Raw genomic sequence first — 24,719 nt, 5'->3', positions numbered from 1 at the left:
ATATCTCTCACCACTCCCCCAGCGGCGGTCGGCCTCTTGCGGACTGGGTGCGAACTGCCCGCAAGCCTCTCGTCCCGCAAGAGGCGGCTACCCATCGAGCGCCTTCTGCCACGCCGACAGCTCCTGTCGAAGCCGTCCCACCTCATCAGGTGAGGCGTCCGTGAATCTGGGCACTGCTTCAGCGATTCCCTCCACCGCCTCCTCACCGATCACCTGACTGATGGCATCCCATAGGACCCTTCGCGCCCGAGACGCTTGAGGGCCGATCAGCCACTCGTCGATGAAGCGGTCGACGGTCCCGGCGTCTGCATGGCCGCCTGCCATCCTTGAACCGATCCGGTCAATCGAGCGGGTGAGGCACTCAAGGAAGCGAGCTACCTCGATCGCCCGGTCAAGTGGGACGGTCACCGTTGATTCGTCGCGGTTCACATCCAAGGCTGCCCCTCTGGATCAAGATGCCGTCGCAGACCGTCCAGATCCTCGACGGATAGCCGCCAGTCTGCCCCCGTCCCCCGGATAGGTGCCAAAAACTGCGGTGCCCGGTTGGGGTCAAGGATGGCTGTAGGCCATCGGCATACCGACGCGCAGCGCCCTTGACGCCGGGCGGGTGGCGTAGAGGATCGGGCACCCGGGGACGGTTCACGCCCTGGCCCTCATCGTCGTCAAACCGCATTCGGCGACCTACGAGAGGCCGGGGGCAAGCAGTTCCGCTGCGCGGCAGCCGATCGCCCCAACCTCAACTGGGAGCGACGCCTACGCCGATCGTCCCGCCTCACAGCCCTTCAAGCCCTTGGTAGGCCCCGTCAGCGTGGCCGGCCGGCCCGGCCGATGCCGGCGCTTGCGCCGCCAGCAGGCCGCCTTGATCCTAAAGAGGCCAATTCGGCAGTTCGCGGTGTAGAACTCTTGTCTTCCGTCGGCTGATGCGCGACACCCGTCCGCCAACTGATCGGCGACACCTACGCGCTGGTCGCGGCATGAGCGAGCGTCAGCGATGATGGCGCGACCGTTCAGATGGGGAAACGATGACGACACGACCGACTCTGTTCCTGACGGTAGGACTGCCAGGCACCGGGAAGACCACAGAAGCGCGGCGCATAGAAGTCGAGGAGCAGGCTCTTCGCCTCACGAAGGACGAGTGGGTAAAGGCCCTGTACGGCCTCGCGAACCCGCCGTCGGCCTCGGACGTGATCGAAGGACGGCTCATCGAGATTGGGCTGCGCGCCCTCAATCTCGGCATCAACGTCGTCATCGACTTCGGCCTCTGGGGTCGAGATGAGCGCTCCGCGCTACGGCAGGCAGCTGCCGACCTCGGCGCGGCGGTGGAGATGCGCTACTTCGAACTCCCACCGGCCGAGCAACGGAGACGACTCGACCAACGCCAAGCCGAAGAGCCGCACACGACGTGGCACATGTCCGACGAGGAACTCGACAGGTGGGCTGCCCTCATCAGCATCCCGACCGAAGGGGAACTCGACGGCAGTGAACCCGTCGACTGCCCGCCGGCAGAATTCGCGACGTGGGAGGACTGGCGCAGGCATCGCTGGCCTCCGTCGGTCCCCTGACACCAAGGATTCCGAACCAACCACCCATCGGCAGACCGCACGTCCCGACGCCCACTGATGTGCCCCGGTGACGAGCTGGTGTTCACATCCCCAACGGGCGAGGTGTTGCGTAACAACAACTTCCGTCGCCGGGTCTTCGACCGGGCTTCGGCGTCGATCGAGCTTGCGAACCGGACGCCGCACGAGCTGCGGCACAACGGCGGCCAGTGTCGCGGTGGCGGAGGGGCCAATGTGAAGGCGGCCATGACCTCGACGCAGTGCACCCGAGCCGTCGGCACCATGGCTGAGCTGGAGAAACGGCTTGGTGGGGCGGGCGGGGTTCGAACCCGCGACCGAGGGATTATGAGTCCCCTGCTCTAACCGGCTGAGCTACCGCCCCGTCACCGCGCCGGATCGTAACCCGCCGATCGTTTCGCGGACCACCACCGGCCGGGCGGAAAGACTACCGCGACAGCACGATGGGCTACGCGAGGATAACAACGCGCAACCCACCGGCCAACGGCTCTACGCGCGCCGGAGATCGGCGATGACGGCGCCGACCGTGCGCCAGCCGCTGGCGAGCGCGCCCTGGATGGACGGGCTGTCCCGGTGGTCCCCGGCCACGTACAGGCCGCCGCCCAGCGCGACCGGCTTGCGCAGGCGGCCCTGCGGCGGCGGGGCGGCGGGCAGCGCGTCCGGCACGGTGATGGTGGTGAGGTGGGTCCAGTCGGCGGTGGAGCGGCCGTAGAGGCGGTCCAGTTCGCGGCGGATCACCGGTTCGGGTGGGGTCTGCGGGCCGACCACCGAGGTGGCGACCAGGTGCTGGCCATCCGGGGCGTACGTGGGCGCGGCCCGGCTCACCACCACCGTGTTGGCGATCGTTTCCCGCCGGTCGCCGTCGAGCAGCAGGATCGGCTCGTCCAGTGGCGCCGTGCCGGTGCGGTGGTAGTAGGTGGTGTAGGCGTGCATGCGTACCCTCGGCAGCCCGGGCAGCAGCGTGGCCGCCGCCGGCGGGTCGGCCGCGACCACGACGGCGCGGCAGGTGATCTCGCCGGACGGGGTGCGGACGCGGCCGGGCGCGACCTCGGTGACCGGGGTGTTCAGGTCGATCAGCTCGGCGGGCAGCGGCGCGGCGAGCGCCCGGGGCAGCGCCGCCATGCCGTCCGCGGGCAGGCCGATGCGGCCCCGGGCGAAGGAGCGCATGATGACCGCGAGGACGTGGCTGGAGGTGGCCAGCTCGCGGTCGAGCAGCACGCCGGACAGGAACGGCCGGAGCAGTTCCTCGATGATCGTGTCGGAGAGCCCGGCCCGGCGCAGCGCCTTCTCGGCGCTGGTCTCGGGTGTGTTGAGCAGCCGCCCGACCGGCAGCGTCGCGTAGCCGGCGGCGAGCGCGCCGAAGCGCAGCCGGTCGGTCAGTGTCCCGATGCCGGCGGTGAGCGTGGCGGGCGCGCCGGCGGGCTCGCGCAGCGGGTTGACGAGTCGTTCCAGCCGGTCGCCGCGGCGCACCAGGACGCCGGGTGTGAACCAGCCTATTCCGAGGGCGCCGACGTCGACCAGGCCGGCCAGCCGTGGGTACGCGGTGTTCAGCACCTGGAAGCCGCGGTCCAGCAGGAACCCGTCGACGCGGTCGGTGGCGACCCGCCCGCCGAGCCGGTCGCTCGCCTCCAGCAGCCGCCAGGGCACGCCGGCCCGGTGCAGCCGCCGCGCGGCGGCGAGACCGGCCAGGCCGCCGCCGACGACCACCACGTCGGTGTCAGGCACGGTCCACCCCCGCGCCGGCCCGGTCGCCCTCGCGGTGCGACCGCGACAACCGGCCCGGCCACCAGACCTTCGGCCCGATGTCGTACGCGAGCGCGGGCACCAGCAGCGAGCGGACCACTATGGTGTCGAGCAGGACGCCGACGGCGACGGCCACGCCCAGCTCGACGAGCACGACGAGCGGCAGTACGGCGAGCGCGGAGAACGTGGCGGCGAGCACGATACCGGCGGAGGTGATCACGCCGCCGGTGACGGCCAGGCCGACGAGCACACCGGCGCGGGTGCCGCGGCGTACCGATTCCTCCCGGACCCGGCTCATCAGGAAGATGTTGTAGTCGATGCCGAGCGCGACCAGGAAGACGAACGCGAACAGCGGGAACGACTGGTCGACGCCGGGGAAGTCGAACACGTACTTGAACAGCAGCGCGCAGAGGCCGAGCGTGGCCAGGAACGACAGCACCACCGTGGCGATCAGCAGCACCGGGGCGACCAGGGCGCGCAGCAGCACGGCCAGGATGACCGCGATGACCAGCAGCACCACCGGGATGATCACGTTGCGGTCGCGGACGGAGGCGTCGGCGGTGTCCACGTTGATCGCGGTGAAGCCGCCGACCACGGCGTCCGCGCCGGGCACCCGGTGCACCGCCTCGCGCAGGTCGCGGATGGTCCGCTCGGCGCCGTTGCTGTCCGGCGCGTCGGCGAGCGTGACGTTGAGCTGCACCCGCCCGTCGACCACCTTGGGGGGCGCGTTCGGGTCGGGCGGCGCGTTCTCGCCGCGCTGGCCGAGTGGCAGCACCGAGGCGACTCCCGGTACGCCCTGCGCCACCTGGGCGACCTGCCGCGCGGTGTCCTGGGTGGTGAAGATGGTGGCGGGGCTGCCGGTGCCGGCCGGGAAGTGCCTGTCGATGACCTCCTGACCGGCCACCGAGTCGGTGCGCTGGGTGAACAGCTGGGACTGGCCGAGCGTGGTGGCGCCGAGCTGGGTCACCCCGATCGCGAGCACGGCGAGCGCCACGGCGGTGACGACCCAGACCGTACGGGAGCGGTGCGCCACGAAGCCGGCGATCCGCGCCCAGATGCCGTGCTCGGCGCGCGGGTCGGCCTCGTCGTGCCGGGGCCGCCGGGGCCAGAACGCCCACCTGCCGCCGAGGACCAGCAGCGCGGGCAGGAACGTGAGCATCACCAGCAGCGTGGCGGCGATGCCGACGGCGCTGACCGGGCCGAGCGCCCGGTTGGAGTTGAGACTGGACAGCAGCAGGCAGAGCAGGCTGACGATGACTGTGGCGCCGGAGGCGACGATGGCCGGCGCGGCGCCCTTCCAGGCGGTCTTCATCGCGTCCCAGGGCCGCTCGTGCCGGTGCAGTTCCTCCCGGTAGCGGGCGATGAGCAGCAGCGCGTAGTCGGTGCCGGCGCCGAACACGAGCACGGTGAGGATGCCCTGCGCCTGCCCGTTGAGCTTGACGATGTCGTGGTCGGCGAGCAGGTAGACGAAGACGGCCGCCAGCGAGTACGACATCCCGGCGGCCAGCAGCGGGAAGATCCACAGCACCGGGCTGCGGTAGACGACGAGGAGGATGACCAGGACCACGGTGAGGGTGACGAGCAGCAGCGGGCCGTCGATCGCGCCGAACACCTCGATCAGGTCGCCGAGCAGCCCGGCGGGTCCGGCGACGTCGACGGTGAGCCCGTCGCGGTCCGGGCCGGCGATGTCGCGCAGGCGTTCCACCACCGCGCGGATCTGTTCGCCCTCGCCGCTGTCGATCGGCACGATCACCTGGGCGGCCTGCCGGTCCTGGCTGACGACCGGTGGCGGCAGCGGGCCGACCACGCCCGGTACGTCGGCGAAGCGGGCCGCGTCGGCCTGGATCCGTTGCTGGTCGGCCGGGGTGAGGCCGCCGGCGCGTTCGTAGACCACGAGCGCCGGCGTGGTCTCCCGGTCGACGAATCCGGCGGCCAGGTCCTGCGCGCGGGTGGCCTCGGCGTCGGCCGGCAGGAAGGAGGCGTTGTCGTTGGTGGAGACCTCGCCGAGCTTGCCCGAGTACGGCCCGGCGACGCCGCCGATGATCAGCCAGCCGAGCACCACGGCTACCGCGATCAGCGTCGCGGTCCAGCGGCTGCGTCCTGCGGCCATCTCCACCGTCCTCGAATCGACGCAACAATCGACGCAGCGGGAGTCTAGGTCGACGCCGACCATCCTGCCGGGCGAGTGACGACTCGCGGGCGGAAACCGGGCAGCCGGGACACGCGAGGGGCCGGAACGGGAAACGCCCGCCGGCAGGGCCGACGGGCGTGACGTGGAGCGAAGCTCCCCCGATTGGACTCGAACCAATAACCTGCCGGTTAACAGCCGGCTGCTCTGCCAATTGAGCTACAGGGGACCGTGCACCGCTCGGATCGGATCTCTCCGCTCCGTGCGACGGGGACAAGAGTACAGGACATCGGGGGGTTGTGCGCCAGGGGGTTACCGGAGGAGGACCGGACCGGCGGACGCGCCAGGATTACGGACAAATCGTCATCTCGGCACAGGGAGGCATGAGCGGAGAGCAGGATGGGTAGTTAGCCGTCGACAGAGAACGCAGGCGCAAGATGGTCGTTCCGCCGAGCCGGCGGAAATCGGCAAGAGCGTCAGGTACGGAAGGAGCCGCCATGCGCGGAAAGATCATGTTTCTTGGCGGGCTGGCTGCGGGATTCGTCCTGGGCGCCCGTGCCGGCCGGGAGAAGTACGAGGAGCTGGTGGTCCGGGGGCGCAAGGTGCTCGACCACCCGACCGTCCAGGAGGCGGCCGGGGTCGCGCAGGCCCAGGCGACCCGGCTCTACTCCGAGGGCAAGGACAAGCTGGGGCAGACCAAGCTGGGTGAGAAGCTCGCCACCGGCAACGGTGGCAAGCCGGGCATGACCGAGGCCGACAAGCCGTTCGCGGGCACGCCGGCCGCGGTCGGCAGCCGCAGCGCCAACGGCACGGGCTCGACCAGTTCGACCAGCGCGTCCGGCTCGACCACGACCGGCACGAGCACCAAGCCGTCCACCGGCAACACGCTCTGACGCAAGCGGACAGCGGGCCGGTCACCTCCGGGTGACCGGCCCGCTCCCGTGTGCTCGGGCGCCGATGTGGCACATTCTCCGTGGGGAGGTGACCACATGCCGATGGTCGGACCGGAAACGGCGGATCAGGCGCGGCTGCTGCGCCTGCTGCGCGACGACGGCCCGCGGTCCCGGGTCGAGCTGACCGACCTCCTCGGCCTGCCGCGGGCCCGGTTCGCCGCCGAGGTGGACCGGTTGACCGCGCTGGGCCTGGTGGAGAGCGCCGGCCCGGCAGCCTCGCGGGGCGGGCGACGGTCGTCGCTGCTGCGCATCGGCGCGCAGGTCCGGTTCGGCGCGGTGCTCGTCGGCGGCGGCACGCTACGGGTCGCGCTCACCGACGGCGAGCTGAACCCGCTGGCCCGGCACGACGAGCCGGTGGACGTCCGGCTCGGCCCGGACGTGGTGGTCGGACGCATGGTCGAGCTGCTCGGCAAGCTGCGCGTCGAGGCGGGGCTGACGTCGCTGACCGGCGTCGGTGTCGCGCTGCCCGCGCCGGTCGAGGTCCGCGACGGCACGCCGGTCTCCCCGCCGGCCCTGCCCGGCTGGCACCGCTTCCCGGTACGCGACACGCTCGCCGCCGAGCTGGGCTGCCCGGTGCAGGTCGACAACGACGCCAACGCGATGGCCCTCGGTGAACGGCACGCCGGCACCGGCCGCCCGTTCGACGACTTCCTCGCCGTCAAGCTGGGCGACGCGGTCGGCTGCGGGCTGGTGCTCGCCGGCTCGCTCTACCGGGGCGCGGCCAGCGGGGCCGGCGACATCGGCCACCTCCAGCTCAGCGAGGACGGGCCGCTCTGCGGCTGCGGCAACAACGGGTGCGTCGAGGCGTACTGCGGGGATGCCGCGCTGGTGCGGGAGGCGGTGACGGCCGCGCGGGCCGGGCGCTCGACGGTGCTCGCGGACCGGCTGGCCACGGCCGGGACGCTGGCGGTGGACGACGTGGCGGCGGCGGCCACCGAGGGCGACCCGGCGGCGCAGACCATCGTCCGCGACGCCGCCCGCCGGCTCGGGCAGGTGCTGGTCGGGCTGGTCAGCTTCGTCAACCCGGCCATCGTCATCATCGGGGGCGCGCCGGCCGGGATCGGGCCGGTCCTGCTCGCCGAGATCCGGGGCGTGGTCTACCGGCGCTCCACGCCGCTGGCCACCGGCAGCCTGCCGATCGTCCTGTCCGACCTCGGCGACACCGCCGCCCTGATCGGCGCGGCCCACCTGGTCAGCACCCAGACCTACGCCGCCCGCTGACCCCCGCCCTCACCTCACCCCGTCGATCTTGCACTTGCGGCCCTCCCGAAACGGGCATAAGCGGCATCACGTGGGCCGCAAGTGCAAGATCGCGAGCGCAGGAGGAGGGTCAGTCGCGGCTGCTGAAGGCGGCGTCGAAGGCGGCGCTCGGGGCGTCGAAGGCCAGGCGGCGGACGAACTGGAGCGCCTCCGGCGCGCCGACCAGGCGGTCCATGCCGGCGTCCTCCCACTCGACCGAGATCGGGCCGTCGTAGCCGATCGCGTTCAGCGCCCGGAAGCAGTCTTCCCACGGCACGTCACCGTGGCCGGTGGAGACGAAGTCCCAGCCGCGCCGCAGGTCGGCCCAGGGCAGGTGGGAGGAGAGCCGGCCACGCCGCCCGTCCCCGGTACGGACCTTCGCGTCCTTGCAGTCGACGTGGTAGATCCGGTCGGCGAAGTCGAAGATGAAGTTCACCGGGTCCAGCTCCTGCCAGACGAAGTGCGACGGGTCCCAGTTGAGCCCGAACGCCTCCCGGTGCCCGATCGCCTCCAGCGTCCGCTTGGTGGTCCAGTAGTCGTACGCGATCTCGCTGGGGTGCACCTCGTGCGCGAACTGCACGCCCACCTCGTCGAACACGTCCAGGATCGGGTTCCACCTGTCGGCGAAGTCCTGGTAGCCGCGCTCGATCATGGCCGGTGGCACCGGCGGGAACATGGCCACCGTGTGCCAGATGGACGAGCCGGTGAAGCCGACGACGGTGCGTACGCCGAGTTTCGCCGCCGCCCGCGCGGTGTCCTTGATCTCCTCGGCGGCCCGCTGCCGCACCCCTTCCGGCTCGCCGTCGCCCCAGATCCGGGCCGGCAGGATGTCCTGGTGCCGCTCGTCGATCGGGTGGTCGCAGACGGCCTGCCCGACCAGGTGGTTGGAGATGGCGAACACCTGAAGGTTGTGCTTGGCCAGGGTGGCCCGCTTGCGCTCGACGTACGAGTCGTCGGCGAGCGCCTTGTCCACCTCGAAGTGGTCGCCCCAGCAGGCGATCTCCAGCCCGTCGTAGCCCCACTCGGCGGCGAGCCGGCAGACCTCGTCGAACGGAAGGTCGGCCCACTGGCCGGTGAAGAGCGTGATGGGTCGCGCCATTGTCCTTCTCCCCTGTGGTGATGGGGGATTCCGTCGCGGACCGGGGCGAGGACGACCGGAGGCGGCGGCCTGAGGGCACCGGTGGACGCCGGAGCGTCTGCCTCCCGGGCGGGTTGCGCCTCCCGCCGGGTCACCGGCCACCTCGCGGTCGCCGCCTCCACTCTATGGCCTACCTCAGGGCAGGGTCCAGCGCTGGTTCGCCGCGCCCGTGCACGTCCACAGGTGCACCGCCGTGCCGTCGGCCGAGTTGTTGCCGGACACGTCCAGGCACTTGCCCGACGACGGGTTGCGCAGCGTCCCGTCCGCCTGCGCCGACCAGGTCTGCGCGCCGGTGCCGTTGCACGACCACAACTGGATCTTCGTGCCGTTCGCGTTGCCGCCGCCGGAGACGTCCAGGCACTTGCCCAGCGCCTTCACCGGCCCGTTCGGCGTCACCGTCCACGTCTGCGCCGTCGAGCCGTTGCAGGTGTAGAGCTGGATCTGGGTGCCGTCGGCCGACGAGGCGTTCCGCACGTCCAGGCACTTGCCGGCCAGCCCCTTGATCGGGCCGGTGCCGCCGCTTGCGGTGCCGCGGACCAGCGTGAAGTCGTCCACGTCGAACAGGCCGGTGCCGCTGCCGGCGAACGTCAGGTGCACGGTCTGCGTACCGGAGGGCACGCCGGTGAGCGCGGTGGACACGTCGGCGAACGTGGTCCAGCTGCCGGTGTTCGGCACCGCCACCTGGCCGAGCACCGGCCCGGTCGGCGAGCCGGTCCGCACCTGGAGCGTGCCGCCGGGCCCGCCGGAGACCACCCGGGCGCGCAGCGACGTCACACCGGTCAGGTCCAGCCCCGGGTACGCGGCCCAGTCGCCCGGATCCACGTACCCCAGGGTCTGGCCGCCGTTGGCGCCGGCCTTGGGGTACGCGCTGACGCCGCTGGCCGAACCGAACGCCTCGGCCTGGACCGTGGTGTTGCCGGTCGGCGGCGGCGTCCCGCCCAGTTCCTTGATCCGGATGTTGCGGAACGACACGTCGTCGCCGGTGCCGTGGTTCTGGATGCCGACGTGCCCGGCGAGCGACCGCACCGGATCGGTGTTTGTGAAGTCGTTGATGCGTACGCCGTTGAGGAACACCTGCAGCCGTTCCCCTTCGACCAGGATCTCGTAGGTGTTCCACTCCCCCGCCGGGTTCAGCGCCGCGTCCCGGGCCGCCAGGTCGGCGGACTTGAAGCCGTAGATCGCGCCGGTGGTCCGGTCGGCGGCGTCGGTGGGGTCGATCTGGATCTCGTAGCCGTTGTCCACCGCCGAGTTCGGGTCGCTCGACGGCGGGAAGCCGACGAACACGCCCGAGTTGTCGTCACCGGCCAGCCGCCAGTCCAGCTTCAGCGAGTAGTTGGTGAACTGCTTCGCGCTGTACCAGTACAGGCCCATGCCGCCGACCGAGGTGAGCGTGGCGTCGGTGTTGGTGAAGCTGCCCGGCCCGGCCTGCGACCAGCCGGTGGTGCCGCCGTTGTAGAGCGCGGTGTAGCCGGTCTCCGGCCGGCAGTCGGCCTTCGTGCGCCCGGCCGCGTAGCGGATGCCGCCGAGCAGGTGGTTGCGGAACGCCGCGTCGGCGTAGGAGGCCTGGGTGTGGCCGCCGCCGGTGTAGAAGGACCGGCCACCGCTGTACGTCTTGCACCAGGCGTGCGGGTGGTCGCCGCCCATCGAGCCTCCCGAGTACGAGGACTCGTCGAGACTGGCCAGGACGTGCGCGGTGGAGCGGGCGTTGGAGCGGTAGTCGTACCACTCGTCGGTGCGGTTCCACTGCTGCGGCAGGTGCGCGGTGGCCGCGTGCGCCCGGTCCTCCACCTTGACGGTGGCCGGCTGGATGGCCGGGTGGGACGCGAACCACGCGCCGACGAGGTTGCCGTAGAACGGCCAGTCGTACTCGGTGTCGGCGGCGGAGTGCACGCCGACGTACCCGCCCCCGGCGCCGATGTACGCCTCGAACGCCGACTGCTGGGTGGCGTTCAGGACGTCCCCGGTGGTGTTGAGGAAGATCACCGCCTCGAAACGGGCCAGGTTGGCGGTGGTGAACTGGGCGGCGTCCTCGGTCGCGGTGACGGTGAAGTTGTTCGCCGCGCCAAGCTCCCGCACGGCCTGCGTGCCGACCGCGATGGAGTCGTGGCGGAAGCCGGCGGTCTTGGAGAAGACGAGCACGTCGTAGGGGGCGTCGGCGGCGCTCGCCGGGGTGCCGGCGCTGGTGGCGGCCACGGCGGTCACCGCGACCAGCGCGATACGGAGGAGTCTCATCGGCGTTCTTCCTTCCCACCTCACGGCAGCGTCCACTTCTGGTTGGCCGCACCCGTGCAGGTCCACAGGTGCACCGCCGTGCCGTCGGCCGAGTTGTTGCCGGACACGTCCAGGCACTTGCCCGACTGCGGGTTGCGCAGCGTCCCGTCGGCCTGCGCGGACCAGTTCTGCGCGCCGGTGCCGTTGCACGCGTAGAGCTGGATCTTCGTGCCGTCCGCGCTGGCCCCGCCGGACACGTCCAGGCACTTGCCGAGCGCCTTCACCGTGGCGTTCGGCGTCACGGTCCACGACTGCGCCGTCGTGCCGTTGCAGGTGTAGAGCTGGATCTGGGTGCCGTCGGCGGTGGCGGCGTTGCGCACGTCCAGGCACTTGCCGGCCAGGCCCTTCACCGGGCCGGTGCGCACAGCCGACGTGGTGAGCGTGAACGCGTCCAGGTCGTAGAGCGCCCCGGTGCCACCGGCGAACGTCAGATAGAGCGTGGTGGTGCCGGCCGGCGGATTGGCGATCGTGCCGGTGACTGTGGTGAACGTGTCCCAGGCGCCGGTGACCGGGACGGTGGCCGAGCCGAGCACGGCGCCGGTGGCCGAGCCGGCCCGTACCTGGAGCGTGCCGCCGGCCCCGGCGGACGACACCCGGGCGGTGAACCCGGTGGCGTCGGCGAGCAGGTACGGCTGGAACGCGATCCAGTCCCCGTTGTGGATGTCGCCGACGGTCTTGCCGCCCTCGGCGGTGGCCTTGTCGAACGTGTTGATTCCGGACGAGGTCTTGAAGTGCTCGGCCTGCCGGTGCCGGGGCTGGAGCGTGTGCTGGGTGTGCGTGGTGAGGCCGCCGGAGTCGGTGTACTCGGCGTCGAAGACCGCGAAGATGTTCGCCGCGTCGTCGTGCTCACCGTCGACGGGTACGGCGATCGAGCCGGTGCAGCCGGTCGCCGAGGTGATCTGGTGGCCGTGCTGGTCGTGGCCGAGCACGTAAGTCATCTTGACCTTCGTGCAGTCGATGGTCGCGTCCTCCGGGTCGGTGACGGTGATCCGGAACGGCACGGTGTCGCCGAAGGAGAACAGCTTGCCGTTGCCGGGTGTCTCGATGACCACAGTCGGGGCGGTGTTGCCGACGGTGATCGTCACGCTGGCGGTGCCGGTGGCGCCCTGCGGGTCGCGCACGGTGAGCGTGGCGGTGTACCTGCCGTTGGCGGTGTAGGTGTGCGAGGGGTTCGCCGCGGTGGAGGTGCCGCCGTCGCCGAACGTCCAGGCGTACGTCAGCGCGCCGCCCTCCGGGTCGGACGAGCCGGCCGAGGAGAAGGCCACCGCGAGCGGCGCGGCGCCGGAGGTCCGGTCGGCGGCGGCGCGGGCCACCGGGGCGCGGTTGGCGCCGCCCAGGTAGTCGAAGCGGTACAGCGCCGAGTTGGCGTCGCCGTTGAAGTAGCCGGTGCCGTAGTCGAGCACGTAGTACGCCCCGTCCGGGCCGAACGCGGAGTCCATCACCTGCTTGCCGGTCCACGGGAAGCTGTCGATGGTGCCGGGTGAGCCGTCCGCGTTGACGTGGATCGGCTTGATCCAGCCCCGGCCGAACTCGGTGGCGAAGAACTGCCCGTCGAACGACTGCGGGAACTTGGTGGTGGACGGGTTCGCCGCGTCGTACCGGTAGACCGGACCGCCCATCGGCGACTCGGAGCCGCCGCCGAACTCGGGCGGGCTGCCCGCGTCACCGGCGTAGCGGATCCAGGACGGCTTCGCCGCCGGCAGCGTGGTCAGGCCGGTGTTGCGGAACGAGTTGTTCGTCGGCCCGCCCGTGCAGTTGAACTTCGGGCCGGCGGCGCCGGTGGCGAAGTCCCATTCGGCGTACGTCTCGGCGGCCGTGTTGGTGCCGGTGCAGTACGGCCAGCCGTAGTTGCCGGGCCCGGTGACCCGGTTGAACTCGACCTGCCCGGACGGGCCGCGCGCGGTGGTGGTGCCGGCGTCCGGCCCGTAGTCGCCCACGTAGACGATGCCGGTGGCCTTGTCGACGCTGATCCGGAACGGGTTGCGGAAGCCCATCGCGTAGATCTCCGGGCGGGTCCGCGCGGTGCCGGGCGCGAAGAGGTTGCCGGCCGGGATCGAGTACGTGCCGTTGGCGTTCACCTTGATCCGCAGGATCTTGCCCCGCAGGTCGTTGGTGTTGCCGGCGCTGCGCTGCGCGTCGTACCCGGGGTTGCGGTTGGTGCGCTCGTCGATCGGCGCGTATCCGGCCGAGTCGAACGGGTTGGTGTCGTCGCCGGTGGACAGGTAGAGGTTGCCGGCGGCGTCGAAGTCGATGTCACCGCCGACGTGGCAGCACAGCCCCCGGTCGGCCGGTACGTCGAGCACGTCGACCTTGCTGGCCTGGTTGAGCGTGAAGTCGGCGTTGAGCGTGAACCGGGACAGCCGGTTGACGCCCTGCCAGGCGGAGAAGTCGGTGCCGGTGGCGGGCGCGTCGCCGGCGGGGGTGGACAGCGGCGGCGCGTAGTAGAGGTAGATGTGCCGGTTGGAGGCGAAGCCGGGGTCGACGCCGACGCCCTGGAGCCCCTCCTCGTCGTGGGTGTAGACCGGCAGGGTGCCGATGACTGTGGTGGCGCCGGCCGCGTCGGTGCGGCGCAGCGTGCCGTTGCGGGCGGTGTGCAGGACCGACCGGTCGGGCAGCACCGCCAGGGACATCGGTTCGCCGGTCTCGGCGACGCCGCGGGCGAGTTCGACCTGCTGGAAGTCGCTCGCCGTGATCGGGTGGGCGGACGCCGGGACGGGCGCCGCGGCCGCTGTGACGGTGCCGGCGGTGGCCGCGAGCAGCAGCGCTGCGGCAGCGGCGAACGGTCGTCGGGCACGGGGGTGGTGGTGGCTGGACATGCTGTGCTGTCCCTTCCTGACGCGCGCAGCCAGGACCGGGCGCGCGTCGCGCCGGATGCCGAGCGGGGGATGCTGCGCCTCGGCGAGGCGGGCGGTACGGGGGCGGATCGCCTCGTCGGGTCAGCTAGGTACTGTGCACGACATTAAAACCTTTCGATCAGCCTGTCCATAGCTTCTGATCGATCGGCTTACACTTTCGCCGCCACGCGACAAAAGTAGGTGTCACTCGCGGCGGTCGACAGCCCGCTCCACGAGCGCGGCGAGCACCCGCCGGGCCGGCTCCGCGAGCCCCACCGCGTCCAGCGCGACCACTGCCGCGTCGGCCCGGGTACGGATCATCCGCTCCACCGCCTCCCGGGCGCCGGACTCCTCGACGATGCCCCGCACCTCGGCGGCGCCCGCCTGATCCAGCGCCGGATCGCCGACCAGCTCGCGCAGCCGGGCCACCCCGGCCGGGGAGGCGGACGCCCGGGCCAGCGCCAGCAGCACCGTCGGCTTGCCCTCGCGCAGGTCGTCCAGATTGGACTTTCCGGTCACCGCCGGATCGCCGAAGACGCCGAGGACGTCGTCGCGGAGCTGGAACGCGTCCCCGAGCGGATCGCCGAACCCGGCCAGCGCCGCCACCTCCGCCGGCGTCGCGCCGGCCAGCGCGGCGCCGATCTGCACCGGACGGGTCACCGTGTAACGGGCCGTCTTCAGCCGCACCACGGCGAGCGCGCTCGCCACCGAACCGTCCCCGGCCGCCGCGACCACGTCCAGGTACTCCCCCGCGATCACCTCCGAGCGCATCCGGGCCAGCAGGACCTGCCCGCCGCGCAGCCGCTCGGGCGGCAACCCGCAGCCGTGGAACATCTGCGCCGACCAGGTGGCGCAGAGGTCCCCGCAGAGCACCGCCGCCTGCCGGCCGTACGCCGCCGGGTCGCCGCGCCAGCCGGACCGCTCGTGCAGGTCGGCGAAGAAGCGGTGCAGCGTGGGCCCTCCCCGGCGGCGGTCACTGCGGTCCACGATGTCGTCGTGGATCAGCGCGAACGCGTGGAACAGCTCCAGCGACGCCGCGGCCACCACGATCGGCCGCTCGTCCGGGCCGCCGAAGCCCCGCCAGCCCCAGTAGCAGAACAGCGGTCGCAGCCGCTTCCCGCCCGCCAGCACGAACCGGCGCAAAGCGGAGTGAACAGTCCCCGTACCGTCGTCCGGCCGACCCGGCCCTCTCGCGTCCAGGAACGCGGCGAGCTCGGCGTCGAAACGGCCCCGAAGCAGGGCCGGGTCGGTCGGTGCGACGGTCACGGTCATGGTGCCTCCCAGGCCAATCCGGCGAGTTCCAGCAACAACGCCTTCACATCGGTCGCCTCCACCCGGGGCCGGATCGCGGCCGGGTCGGAGCAGAGCAGCACCGGGCCGTCCGCCGGATCGGCCGGCAGGCGCCCGTGCGAACCACGCACCGCCCGCGCCCCGGCGTCCAGCCCGACCACGTTCGTCAGATAGCGCAGACCGAGCTTCTTGCGCGCCAGCGCCACCGCCGCACGACGTTTCGCCGCGCCCGGAGCGGCCGGATCGAAGAACAGCTCGGCCGGGTCGTAGCCCGGCTTACGGTGGATCTCCACCAGCCGCGCGAAGTCGGGTGCCCGCGCGTCGTCCAGCCAGTAGTAGTAGGTGAACCAGGAGTCCGGCTCGGCCACCAGCACCAACTCGCCCGAGCGGGGATGGTCCAGGCCGTACCCGCCCTGCCCGGCGGCGTCCAGCACCTCGGCCACGCCGGGCAGCGCCGCGCAGAGCTTCGCCACCGCCGGCACGTCCGCCGGATCCCGGACGTAGACGTGCGCCACCTGGTGGTCGGCCACCGCGAACGCCCGTGACGTCCACGGGTCGAGGTATTCCATCCCGGCCTGGGTGTAGACCCGCAGCAATCCTTCGGCGCGCAGCAGCCGGTTCACGTCCACCGGGCGGGACACGTCGGTGATGCCGTACTCGGACAACGCCACCACAGTAGCGTCCCGATCACGGGCCGCGTCCAGCAGCGGGCCGAGCACGGTGTCCAGCTCCGCCGCCGCGGCGGCGGCCTCCGGCCCGGACGGACCGAAGCGTTGCAGGTCGTAGTCCAGATGCGGCAGGTAGACAAGGGTCAGGTCGGGGGCGTGGTCGGCCAGGATCCGCTGCGCGGCCCGGCTGATCCACGCCGAGGACGGCAGCCCCGCGCCCGGGCCCCAGTAGCTGAACAGCGGGAACGTGCCGAGCGCGTCGGTGAGCGTGTCCCGCAGCCGCGGCGGGTCGGTCCAGCAGTCCGGCTCCTTGCGCCCGTCGGCGTGGTAGACCGGGCGCGGCGTGACGGTCCAGTCCACGTCCGCGCCCATCGCGTACCACCAGCAGACGTTCGCGACCCGGTAGCCCGGCTCGACGCGGCGGGCCGCCTGCCACACCTTCTCGCCGCCGACCAGCGCGTTGTGCTGCCGCCAGAGCAGCACCTCGCCCAGGTCGCGGAAGTACCAGCCGTTGCCCACCACGCCGTGCCCGGCGGGCAGCTCGCCGGTGAGGAACGTGGACTGCGCCGAGCAGGTCACCGCCGGCAGCACGGTGCCCAGCTCGGCGGCGAACCCGGCCTCGGCCACCGCGCGCAGCCGGGGCATGTGCGCCAGCAGCCGCGGGGTCAGCCCGACCACGTCGAGCACCACCAGCCGCCGGCTCATGCGGTGCCGGCCTTCGTTCGCGACTGCGGGGCTCGCAGGACCGGCTCACTCCTCGCGCTCACGAGGACATCACCGCCGTCGGCGCCAGCCCGAGCGCGGTCAGCTCGTCGCGGGCGAAGGCCAGCTCGGCGGCGATGCCGGCGGCCAGCTCCGCGTCGCCGCGCGGCCGCCGCGCCTCCGGCAGCACCCCCCAGGTGTACGTCTCGACGTCGAGGTGGTCGCAGCCGGCGGCCGGACCGGCGAACAGCGCGGCGAGCGCCTCCCGCAGCACCGGCACCGTGGAGCGCAGCGGCGGCTCGGGCGGGGCGTGCAGCGGCACGTGGTAGTGCACCCGCCAGGCACCGGGCAGCCGCGCGTCGAGCGCGGCGTCGAGGTCGTCGGCCGCGTACGCCGGGTCGGCCGGATCGGCGGCGCCGGCGCAACCGGCGGCGCGGGTCTGGTGCAGGAACCTCGGTTCGACGAAGCGGCGCAACGCCGCGCCCGCCCCGACCGGATCGGGCGCCTCGACGGCGGCGGACACCTGGACCTTCACCACGGGGAGACCGGCGGCACGCAGCCCGGCCAGGGCATCCGCCGGCTGCTCCCAGGCGCACGCCAGGTGTGCGAGGTCCAGGCAGATCCCGAGCCGGTCGGTATCCATGGCTGAGAATACCTCGCGTGCTTGTCCCGTCGACTCCACCAGGCAGCCGGGTTCCGGCTCGAAGCCGACCCGGATCACCCGGCCGGTCTCCCGCTGCACCGCGGCCAGCCCGTCGGCCAGCGCGTCGAGCCGGCGCCGGGCGGTCGCGGCGCGCGCGGTGTCCCACGGCGTACGCCAGGCCAGCGGCAGCGTCGAGACCGACCCGTGGACCGCGTCGTCGGGCAGCAGGTCGGCCAGCACCCGGGCCAGGTCCAGCGTGTACGCCGAGCGCTGCGGCGTGGTCCAGTCCGGGTGGTACACCGCGCCCTTGACCACCGGGGCCTGGAACGCGGCGTACGGGAAGCCGTTGAGCGTGACCACCTCCAGGCCCCGTACCGTCAGCTCGTGACGCAGCCGGCGGCGGGCCGCCGGGTCGGCGGCGAGCGCGGCGGCCACCGGCGCGGCCAGCCAGAGCCCGAGCCCGAGCAGGTCGGCGCCGAGCGCCCGGCGCACCGCTACCGCGTACGTGTCGAGCTGGGCGACGATGCCGGGCAGGTCCTCGGCCGGGTGGACGTTCGTGCAGTAGCCGAGATGGACGGTCGTGCCGTCGGCGTGGCGCAGCCGCATCATTCGCCTCCGCGCAGGATCGAGTTGCCGGCGAAGGTGGGGTCGCTCGCCTCCAGGGCGGTCAGGTCGAGCCGGCCGGACTGGCCGTAGAACTCGACCGGGTTGCGCCACAGCACCCGGTCCACGTCGTCGGCGCTGAACCCGGCCAGCTGCATCGCTTCCCCGGTGGCCCGGGTCAGCAGCGGGTCCGACCGCCCCCAGTCGGCGGCCGAGTTGACCAGCATCCGCTCGGTCCCGTACCGCTTCAGCAGCTCGACCATGCGCGGCGGCGACATCTTCGTCTCCGGGTAGATGGAGAAGCCCAGCCAGCAGCCGGTGTCCCGGACCAGCCCCACAGTCACCTCGTTGAGGTGGTCGACGAGCACCCGTTCCGGCGCGATGTCCGACTCGGCGACCACGTCGAGCGTGCGCCGTACGCCGCGTGCCTTGTCCCGGTGCGGCGTATGCACCAGCGCGGGCAGGTCGTACGCGACGGCCAGGGCGAGCTGCCCGGCCAGCGCGGCGTCCTCGGCCGGCGTCATCGCGTCGTAGCCGATCTCGCCGACGGCCACCACGCCGTCCTTGTCCAGGTAGCGGGGCAGCAGGTCGAGCACCGGGCGGCAGCGCGGGTCGTTCGCCTCCTTCGGGTTCAGCGCCACTGTGGCGTGGTGCCGGATGCCGAACTGCCCGGCCCGGAACGGCTCCCAGCCGATCAGCGAGTCGAAGTAGTCCACGAAGCTGTCCACGCTGGTGCGCGGCTGGCCCAGCCAGAACGCCGGTTCGACCAGCGCGCGGACCCCGGCGGCGGCCATCCGCTCGTAGTCGTCGGTGGTGCGGGACGTCATGTGGATGTGCGGGTCGAAGATGCGCATGTCACGCCTCCGGGGTGGGGATGGTCAGCCGGCGCAGCAGGTCGGCCGCGTCGTCGGGCATGGTCCGGCCGGCGGCGTGCCGCTCGGCGGCGTACGCGGCGAGCATCCGGGCCAGCTCGCCGTCGGCCCGCTCCGGCAGGTCGTCGACCACCGCCAGGGGCACGCCGGTGAACACGCACTTGAGCACCGCCTGCCGCCAGACCGGCTGCTCCAGGTGCCGGGCGTACGGGCCGAGCGCGGCGGCGACCAGCCGGGTGTCGTTTGTGCGGATCGCGTCGTGCAGCAGCGGCACGCACTCCGCGCCGATGGGCAGCAGCGGCAGCGCGCGCAGCACGGCGCGTTTCTCGGCGGCGTCGCCCTGCCGGTAGAGCGTCTCGGCCGCGGCGGCGTGGCCGTTCGGCAGCGTGGTCAGCAGCAGCGCGCGGGCCGCCTCGTCGGCCGTCCAGCCGGGCGGGTCGGGCAGCGGCCCGCGACCGCACCGCCGGGCGGCGGTGGCGAAGAACCGTTCGATCGCCGTGGGTTCGGTCGCGACGCGGCGCAGCGCCGCGTCCAGCCACTGCGGATCGGGTACGCCCCGAAGCGCGGCGCGCAGTCGGTCGGGTGTCATGCCGTCTCCCCTCTGCCGGGTGGAAGGTGGTGGGTCACCGCCCCTCGCCGCGCGAGGCGGCGGCGCGCAGGAAGTCCAGTGAGCGGGCGGCGACGGCCGGTGCCGCGTGCGAGTGCCGGGGCAGCTCCACCGCCACCAGCCCGCGGTAGCCGGCGTCGGCCAGGGCACGCAGCACCGGCGGGAAGTCGATCTCGCCGGCGCCGAACTCCAGGTGTTCGTGCACGCCTCGGCGCATGTCGTCGATCTGCACGTTGACCAGGTGCGCGGCGACCTCGGACACGCACCGCGGCACCGGCAGCGGCTCCAGGCACCGGCAGTGCCCGATGTCGAGCGTGATGCCGAAGCCGGGCGGCGCGCCGAGCGCCTCGCGCAGCCGCCGCCACCCGGCGACGTCCTCGACGAACATGCCCGGCTCCGGTTCGAAGCCCAGCGGCACGCCCGCCTCCGCCGCCTCGGCGCAGACCACCGCGCAGCCCGCTACGAGGCGGTCGGCGGCGACGTCGGGCGGTACGCCGGGCGGGCGTACGCCGGCCCAGAAGGAGACCGCCTCCGCGCCCAGGTCGGCGCCGATCCGCACGGCCCGGCGCAGGAACTCCACCCGCCGGGCCGGGTCGTCGTGCAGCAGCGTCGGCGCGTGCTTGTGCCAGGGGTCGAGCAGGTAGCGGGCGCCGGTCTCGACCACCACCGCCAGCCCGAGCGCGTCCAGCCGGCGGCGCACGGCGGCCACCCGGCGGACCAGGCCGGGGGCGAACGGGTCCAGGTGGTCGTGGTCCAGGGTGAGCGCGACGCCCTGGTAGCCGAGGTCGGCGAGAACGGCGAGCGCGTCACCGAGGCGGTGGTTGGCGAAGCCGTTGGTGCCGTACCCGAAACGCAGCGCGCCCGGGCCGGGCAGCGGGTCGGCGGCGGTCATGTCGGGGAGATCAGTCGGGCCAGGCGGCGGCCGAGCGGGGCGGCGCCGGCCACGGCGAGGCCGAGCAGCCGCGCCCCGGCGCGGGCGGTGAGCGAACCCTGCAAGGCGGGCAGCCCGGTGATCCCGGCCCCGACGGCGGCGCGCACCCGGGCCGGTGACGGATCGGCGAGTACCCGGGCCTGCGCCCGGCCGTACCGGACGGCGTACCCGGCCGCGAGCACCGCCGGCACCAGCTCCCCGAGCCGAAGGAAGGGCCCCCTCTTAACGCATCCGGTAGAGGAGGGGGCCCCGCTTAACACGGTGGGCCGGGCCGGGGTGGTGAACGCGATCAGCGCGGTGCCGGCCAGCGTGAGACCCGGCAGACGCCGGTCCGCGCCGGTCACCTCGCGGCGGGACAGCGCGGTCACCGTCCAGGTGTGCGCGGCGACGGTCAGCGCTGCGGGCAGCGCCCGGACCACCCGGCCGCCGGACGCGCCGAGCAGCACGTCCAGCCCTCGGCACGCGGCCATCACCGCCGGGCCGGCGGCGGTGTTCTTCGCGCGCAGGTCGTACCCCCAGATCGTGGCCGCGAGTGGCAGCGCGACCGCCGCCGCCCGGCGGCCCCCGGCGGCGGTGGCGACCGCGAGCCCGGCGGCGGTGAGGCCGGACGCGACGCCGAGCGCCACGGACGGGCGCACCCGCCCGGACGGGATCGGCCGCTCCGGCCGTTCGACCGCGTCCAGCCGCCGGTCCGCCCAGTCGTTGGCGGCCATCCCGGCCCAGTAGAGCAGCACCGACGCGCCGGCCAGGGCGGGCGTCCGGCGGTCCAGCGCCCCGGCCGCGGCGGCGCCGGACAGCACGTCCCCGGGTACGGAGAGCGCGGCCGGCGCCCGGACCAGTTCGGCCAGGTCGGCCAGGCGGGTCACGACGTCGCCCGGGCGTGCAGGTCGGCGGCGAAGTCCCGCAGCACCGTCCACTGCTCGCCGAGCGCGTGGCCGGTCGCGCCGAGCGGGTCCTTGAAGAAGAACGCCAGTTCGGTCAGCGGGCCGTGGCGGCCGGCGGCGTGCGCGGCGGCGGTGAGCCGGGCCAGGTCCAGCACGAGCGGCGCGGCGAGCGCCGAGTCGCAGCCGTGCCAGGTGAACTCCATCCGCATGCCGGTGCCGAGGAAACCGGCGAACGTGATCAGGTCCCAGGCGGTCTTGAAGTCGCCCAGTTCCTCGACGTACTCGATCCGGGTGCCACCCTGGGGCAGGTAGCCCAGCGTCTCGGCGAGCACCCGCTGCTTGCTGCCGACCTTGGCGGCGTTGGCGGCCGGGTCGGCGAGCGTGGCGCCGTCGCCGCCGCCGAGCAGGTTCGTGCCGGACCAGGAGCGCACGGCCAGGTGCCGCATCGCGAACATCGGCGCGAGCACCGACTTGAGCAGCGTCTCGCCGGTCTTGCCGTCGTGCCCGGCGTACGGCAGCCCGCGTTCGGCGGCGAGCGCGGCCAGGGCCGGCAGGCGGGCGCCGGTCGACGGGGTGAAGTCCACGTACGGGCAGCCGGCGGTGAACGCCGCGTACGCGTAGGCGGAGCTGGGCGGCAGCACGTCGGCCGGGCCGGTCAGCGCGTCGCGCAGCGTGGCCAGGTCGCTGTGGGCCGGGTGCGGTGCGGGCGCCGGTTCGGTGGCGGCGACGTTCACCACGACCACCCGGTCCAGTCCGTGCCGGGACCGGAACTCGGTCAGGTCGCGCACCACGGCGGCGATCCGTTCGCCCTGGTCTCCGTCGGCCGGAGCGGGCCGCAGCGCCGCCTCGACGGTGGCCAGGTCCGGCGCGACGGCGTCGGCCAGCCGGGCGGGCAGCACGCCTGCGGCGGCGAGCGCCTCGGCGCGTTTGGTCAGCGGGGTGGCGACCACGTCGTGGCCGCCGAAGACGAGATCGGCGAAGCCCGGCAGGGCGGGCCCGCGCAGGTCGGGCAGCTCGGTCACGCATCCGGTCGGCGCGGTGAGCCCGGCCCGCAGGGCCAGCCCGCCGACCACGGCTGTGGTGGCGACCGAGCCGCGCGCGCCCACCAGCCACACACCCGTACGCATTCGCGCTACCTCCCCAGGTAAGGCCGGTCCACCGGTGCGGCCGGGGAATCCCGGTCCGGCCGCACCGGAGGGCCGTGCTGGTCGTGCCGGCGGACACCGGCGGCACGCTCCCCGGAGCCGGCCTCGTCCCCGCCGCGGGGCGCAACCGCGGGCGGGCCCTCGCCGGCCGGCGCCGGTGAGTGTCGGGCGGGCCTGGCCCGCCTCGGATCAGGCGGAAGCTTCGGCCAGCGCGGGCTCCACCTCCGTCCAGGCGGCCCGCTCGGCCGAGCGGGTCACCGCGTCGAGCACGAGCTGGACCTGCAGCGCGTCGGCGAACGACGGGGCCGGGTCGGCGCCGGTGGCGACCGCCTCGACGAAGTCGCGCGCCTGGTGGGTGAAGGAGTGCTCGTAGCCGATGATGTGGCCGGGCGGCCACCACGCACCCAGGTACGGGTGGTCCGGCTCGGTCACCAGGATCCGGCTGAAGCCCTGCTCGGCGGCGGGCCGGGTGGCGTCCAGGAACTCCAGCTCGTTGAGGCGTTCCAGGTCGAACACGACGCTGCCGCGCGAGCCGTTGATCTCGACGCGCAGGGCGTTCTTGCGGCCGGTGGCGAACCGGGTCGCCTCGTACGTGGCGAGCGCTCCCCCGTCGAGCCGGGCCACGAACACCGCCGCGTCGTCCACTGTCACCTGGCCCATGGCGCTGCCGTTGCCGTCGGCCTGCGCGGCCAGGCCGCTCGACCCGGCGACGAGTGGCCGCTGGCGGACGAACGTCTCGGTCAGCGCGCTGACCCCGCTGATGAGCTGACCTGTCACGTACTGGGTCAGGTCGATGATGTGCGCGCCGATGTCGCCGAGCGCGCCGGAGCCCGCCCTGTCCTTCTGCAACCGCCACACCAGCGGGAACTGCGGGTCGACGATCCAGTCCTGGAGGTAGACCGCCCGGACGTGCCGGATCTCGCCGATCCGCCCGTCGGCCACCAGCTGCCGCATCAGGGCGACAGCGGGCACCCGCCGGTAGTTGAAGCCGCACATCGCGCGTACCCCGGACTCGCGGGCCCGGGCCGCGGCCCCGGTCATCTCGCGGGCCTCGGCGACGCTGTTCGCCAGCGGCTTCTCGCACAGCACGTGCTTGCCCGCGGCGAGCGCGGCGAGCGCGATCTCGCGGTGGCTGTCCCCCGGCGTGCAGATGTCGACCACGTCGATCTCGTCGGACTCGACGAGCCGCCGCCAGTCGGTGGTGTAGCCGTCCCAGCCGAGCCGGTCGGCGGCCTCGGCCACCTTCGGCTCGTCCCGGCCGCAGACGAGCGCCATCCGTACCCGGGACGGCAGGTCGAACACCCGGTTCACGGTGCGCCACGCCTGGGAGTGCGCGGCGCCCATGAACGCGTAGCCGACCATGCCGACCCGCAGGATGCTGTCGTGACTGGACAAGGTGGGTCTCCCCCCGTGTGTCAGAACCCGAGCTTCAGGTAGTCGCTCGCGTTCTCCTTGGTGATCGTCTCGGAGGCGAGCACGATCTCCTTCGGTACCTGGAGTTCGACCAGGTCGGACATGCCCTTGCCCTGGCCGATCAGGCGGGCCAGGGAGATGGCCGAGGAGGCCATCGACGGGCTGTAGGTGACTGTGGCCTTGAGGACCGTGTTGTCGGCGGCGATGTCCTCCATGGCCTTCTTGGAGCCGGCGCCGCCGACCATGATGAATTCCTTGCGGTTGGCCTGGTTGACCGCCGCGAGCACGCCGATGCCCTGGTCGTCGTCGTGGTTCCAGACCGCGTCGATCTTCGGCAGTGCCTGGAACAGGCCGGTGGCGGCCTGCTGCCCGGAGTCGACTGTGAACTCGGCGGGGCGCCGGTTGGCGACCTTGAACCCGTACGAGGCGAGCGTGTCGGCGAACCCCTTCGACCGTTCCTGGGTCAGCTCCAGCGACTCGATGCCGGGGATCTCGCCGATCACCGGGTTGCTCACGCCCTTGGTCTTGAGCTGCTCGGCGATGTACGTGGCGGCGGCCACCCCCATGCCGTAGTTGTCGCCCTTGATCTGGCACCGGTAGGCGCGCGCGTCCGGGAAGGCCCGGTCCAGGTTCACCACCGGGATGCCGGCCTTCATCGCCTCCAGGCCGAACGCGTTGAGTTCCTTGCCGTCGTGCGGCAGCAGCACGATCACGTCGGGCTTCTGCGAGATCAGCGTGGACAGCGCCGCCCGCTGGGCCGCCGCGTCCGCGCCGGCCTCGACCGACTTCAGCTCCACGTCCTGGTACGCCCCGGCCTGCGCCTTGGCGTTGTTCGTGATGGCGGCGATCCAGCCGTGGTCGGCGGCCGGGGCGGAGAAGCCGATGGTCACCTTCTTGCCCGGCTCGGTGTTGGCGCCGGAACCGGCCGCCTTGGTCTGTGCCTCGGTCGGGCTCTGCTCGTTGCTGGTGCAACCGGCGAGCAGCACCCCGGCGGAGACCGCGGCCCCGCCGAAGAGCAGCCGGCGGCGGGACAGGTCATGGCGCGGTGTTCTCATGACGCCTCCTGGGATGAGGTGGT

Annotated in this window: 19 protein-coding genes and 2 tRNA genes; 3 read left to right on the top strand and 18 right to left on the bottom strand. The window is 72.9% G+C overall.

Annotated features, from left to right (window positions below):
• Positions 1–87 precede the first annotated feature (87 nt).
• Positions 88–429, bottom strand: a complete 342-nt coding sequence (locus O7542_RS02585) for a hypothetical protein (RefSeq protein WP_281606440.1) — start codon at positions 427–429, stop codon at positions 88–90.
• A 593-nt stretch (positions 430–1,022) separates the two neighbouring features.
• Here O7542_RS02585 and O7542_RS02580 point away from each other — a divergent pair.
• Positions 1,023–1,562 (top strand): ATP-binding protein, encoded by a 540-nt coding sequence (locus O7542_RS02580; protein ID WP_069088881.1) that lies wholly within the window; start codon positions 1,023–1,025, stop codon positions 1,560–1,562.
• A 302-nt stretch (positions 1,563–1,864) separates the two neighbouring features.
• On the opposite strand, the gene O7542_RS02575 is transcribed toward O7542_RS02580, so the two are convergent.
• The 4 genes from O7542_RS02575 to O7542_RS02560 all read right to left on the bottom strand — a co-directional run bounded on the left by O7542_RS02575 (position 1,865) and on the right by O7542_RS02560 (position 5,677).
• Positions 1,865–1,941: transfer RNA gene (locus O7542_RS02575), tRNA-Ile, on the bottom strand.
• Between the two features lie 125 nt (positions 1,942–2,066).
• Entirely contained in the window at positions 2,067–3,302 is a 1,236-nt protein-coding gene (locus O7542_RS02570; protein ID WP_064448176.1) for an FAD-dependent oxidoreductase, read from the bottom strand.
• The gene (locus O7542_RS02565) at positions 3,295–5,430 is read right to left on the bottom strand and encodes an MMPL family transporter (RefSeq protein WP_113972651.1); all 2,136 of its coding nucleotides are present in this window, start codon (positions 5,428–5,430) and stop codon (positions 3,295–3,297) included. Before O7542_RS02565 ends, O7542_RS02570 begins: the two co-directional genes overlap by 8 nt.
• A gap of 174 nt (positions 5,431–5,604) precedes the next feature.
• Positions 5,605–5,677, bottom strand: a tRNA-Asn gene (locus tag O7542_RS02560).
• Between the two features lie 268 nt (positions 5,678–5,945).
• Between O7542_RS02560 and O7542_RS02555 the strand changes: the two genes are divergently transcribed.
• The gene (locus O7542_RS02555) at positions 5,946–6,341 is read left to right on the top strand and encodes a hypothetical protein (RefSeq protein WP_030503967.1); all 396 of its coding nucleotides are present in this window, start codon (positions 5,946–5,948) and stop codon (positions 6,339–6,341) included.
• 96 nt (positions 6,342–6,437) lie between these two features.
• Positions 6,438–7,622: an ROK family transcriptional regulator gene (locus O7542_RS02550; RefSeq protein WP_281605631.1), complete on the top strand. Its 1,185-nt coding sequence runs from the start codon at positions 6,438–6,440 to the stop codon at positions 7,620–7,622.
• A gap of 109 nt (positions 7,623–7,731) precedes the next feature.
• Here the strand turns inward: O7542_RS02550 and O7542_RS02545 are convergent, their stop codons facing one another.
• The 13 genes from O7542_RS02545 to O7542_RS02485 form a co-directional block, all read right to left on the bottom strand.
• Positions 7,732–8,739: a sugar phosphate isomerase/epimerase family protein gene (locus O7542_RS02545; protein WP_281605630.1), complete on the bottom strand. Its 1,008-nt coding sequence runs from the start codon at positions 8,737–8,739 to the stop codon at positions 7,732–7,734.
• 174 nt (positions 8,740–8,913) lie between these two features.
• A complete protein-coding gene (locus O7542_RS02540) occupies positions 8,914–11,010 on the bottom strand; it encodes a ThuA domain-containing protein (protein ID WP_281605629.1) in 2,097 nt (698 codons plus the stop codon).
• Positions 11,011–11,030: 20 nt separating this feature from the next.
• Positions 11,031–13,865: an RICIN domain-containing protein gene (locus O7542_RS02535; protein ID WP_281605628.1), complete on the bottom strand. Its 2,835-nt coding sequence runs from the start codon at positions 13,863–13,865 to the stop codon at positions 11,031–11,033.
• A gap of 222 nt (positions 13,866–14,087) precedes the next feature.
• Positions 14,088–15,155 carry a polyprenyl synthetase family protein gene (locus O7542_RS02530; RefSeq protein WP_281605627.1) on the bottom strand — a complete coding sequence of 356 codons (1,068 nt, stop codon included), beginning with the start codon at positions 15,153–15,155 and terminating at the stop codon, positions 14,088–14,090.
• A complete protein-coding gene (locus O7542_RS02525) occupies positions 15,152–16,546 on the bottom strand; it encodes a nucleotide pyrophosphatase/phosphodiesterase family protein (protein ID WP_281605626.1) in 1,395 nt (464 codons plus the stop codon). Before O7542_RS02525 ends, O7542_RS02530 begins: the two co-directional genes overlap by 4 nt.
• Positions 16,547–16,604: 58 nt before the next feature.
• On the bottom strand, positions 16,605–17,792 hold the full coding sequence (gene eboE, locus O7542_RS02520) for a metabolite traffic protein EboE (RefSeq protein ID WP_281605625.1): 1,188 nt from the start codon (positions 17,790–17,792) through the stop codon (positions 16,605–16,607).
• The gene (locus O7542_RS02515) at positions 17,792–18,643 is read right to left on the bottom strand and encodes a TatD family hydrolase (protein ID WP_104115026.1); all 852 of its coding nucleotides are present in this window, start codon (positions 18,641–18,643) and stop codon (positions 17,792–17,794) included. The genes eboE and O7542_RS02515 overlap by 1 nt, the downstream gene beginning before the upstream one ends.
• A 1-nt stretch (position 18,644) precedes the next feature.
• Entirely contained in the window at positions 18,645–19,250 is a 606-nt protein-coding gene (locus tag O7542_RS02510; protein ID WP_210887858.1) for an EboA domain-containing protein, read from the bottom strand.
• Positions 19,251–19,284: 34 nt separating this feature from the next.
• Positions 19,285–20,160, bottom strand: coding sequence for a sugar phosphate isomerase/epimerase family protein (locus O7542_RS02505; protein WP_281605624.1), 876 nt, complete (start codon positions 20,158–20,160; stop codon positions 19,285–19,287).
• Positions 20,157–21,065, bottom strand: coding sequence for an SCO3242 family prenyltransferase (locus tag O7542_RS02500; RefSeq protein WP_281605623.1), 909 nt, complete (start codon positions 21,063–21,065; stop codon positions 20,157–20,159). The genes O7542_RS02505 and O7542_RS02500 overlap by 4 nt, the downstream gene beginning before the upstream one ends.
• Positions 21,062–22,210, bottom strand: a complete 1,149-nt coding sequence (locus tag O7542_RS02495; RefSeq protein ID WP_281605622.1) for an inositol-3-phosphate synthase — start codon at positions 22,208–22,210, stop codon at positions 21,062–21,064. Before O7542_RS02495 ends, O7542_RS02500 begins: the two co-directional genes overlap by 4 nt.
• Before the next feature lie 207 nt (positions 22,211–22,417).
• On the bottom strand, positions 22,418–23,623 hold the full coding sequence (locus tag O7542_RS02490; protein WP_166456717.1) for a Gfo/Idh/MocA family oxidoreductase: 1,206 nt from the start codon (positions 23,621–23,623) through the stop codon (positions 22,418–22,420).
• 20 nt (positions 23,624–23,643) lie between these two features.
• Positions 23,644–24,696 (bottom strand): substrate-binding domain-containing protein, encoded by a 1,053-nt coding sequence (locus O7542_RS02485; protein ID WP_043329088.1) that lies wholly within the window; start codon positions 24,694–24,696, stop codon positions 23,644–23,646.
• Positions 24,697–24,719 lie beyond the last annotated feature (23 nt).

It is taken from the genome of Micromonospora sp. WMMC264, assembly GCF_027497275.1.
Lineage (GTDB): Bacteria > Actinomycetota > Actinomycetes > Mycobacteriales > Micromonosporaceae > Micromonospora > Micromonospora chalcea.
This window is presented reverse-complemented; position numbering and strand designations above follow the sequence as displayed.

What these genes read in the sequence shown, in the direction of transcription:
- O7542_RS02580 (WP_069088881.1), top strand. Translation starts at nt 1,023, where the DNA reads ATGACGACACGACCGACTCTGTTCCTGACGGTAGGACTGCCAGGCACC.
- O7542_RS02505 (WP_281605624.1), bottom strand. Translation starts at nt 20,160, where the DNA reads ATGACCGCCGCCGACCCGCTGCCCGGCCCGGGCGCGCTGCGTTTCGGG.
- O7542_RS02545 (WP_281605630.1), bottom strand. Translation starts at nt 8,739, where the DNA reads ATGGCGCGACCCATCACGCTCTTCACCGGCCAGTGGGCCGACCTTCCG.
- eboE (WP_281605625.1), bottom strand. Translation starts at nt 17,792, where the DNA reads ATGCGGCTGCGCCACGCCGACGGCACGACCGTCCATCTCGGCTACTGC.
- O7542_RS02540 (WP_281605629.1), bottom strand. Translation starts at nt 11,010, where the DNA reads ATGAGACTCCTCCGTATCGCGCTGGTCGCGGTGACCGCCGTGGCCGCC.
- O7542_RS02555 (WP_030503967.1), top strand. Translation starts at nt 5,946, where the DNA reads ATGCGCGGAAAGATCATGTTTCTTGGCGGGCTGGCTGCGGGATTCGTC.
- O7542_RS02535 (WP_281605628.1), bottom strand. Translation starts at nt 13,865, where the DNA reads ATGTCCAGCCACCACCACCCCCGTGCCCGACGACCGTTCGCCGCTGCC.
- O7542_RS02530 (WP_281605627.1), bottom strand. Translation starts at nt 15,155, where the DNA reads ATGACCGTGACCGTCGCACCGACCGACCCGGCCCTGCTTCGGGGCCGT.
- O7542_RS02510 (WP_210887858.1), bottom strand. Translation starts at nt 19,250, where the DNA reads ATGACACCCGACCGACTGCGCGCCGCGCTTCGGGGCGTACCCGATCCG.
- O7542_RS02525 (WP_281605626.1), bottom strand. Translation starts at nt 16,546, where the DNA reads ATGAGCCGGCGGCTGGTGGTGCTCGACGTGGTCGGGCTGACCCCGCGG.
- O7542_RS02515 (WP_104115026.1), bottom strand. Translation starts at nt 18,643, where the DNA reads ATGCGCATCTTCGACCCGCACATCCACATGACGTCCCGCACCACCGAC.
- O7542_RS02485 (WP_043329088.1), bottom strand. Translation starts at nt 24,696, where the DNA reads ATGAGAACACCGCGCCATGACCTGTCCCGCCGCCGGCTGCTCTTCGGC.
- O7542_RS02495 (WP_281605622.1), bottom strand. Translation starts at nt 22,210, where the DNA reads ATGCGTACGGGTGTGTGGCTGGTGGGCGCGCGCGGCTCGGTCGCCACC.
- O7542_RS02550 (WP_281605631.1), top strand. Translation starts at nt 6,438, where the DNA reads ATGCCGATGGTCGGACCGGAAACGGCGGATCAGGCGCGGCTGCTGCGC.
- O7542_RS02565 (WP_113972651.1), bottom strand. Translation starts at nt 5,430, where the DNA reads ATGGCCGCAGGACGCAGCCGCTGGACCGCGACGCTGATCGCGGTAGCC.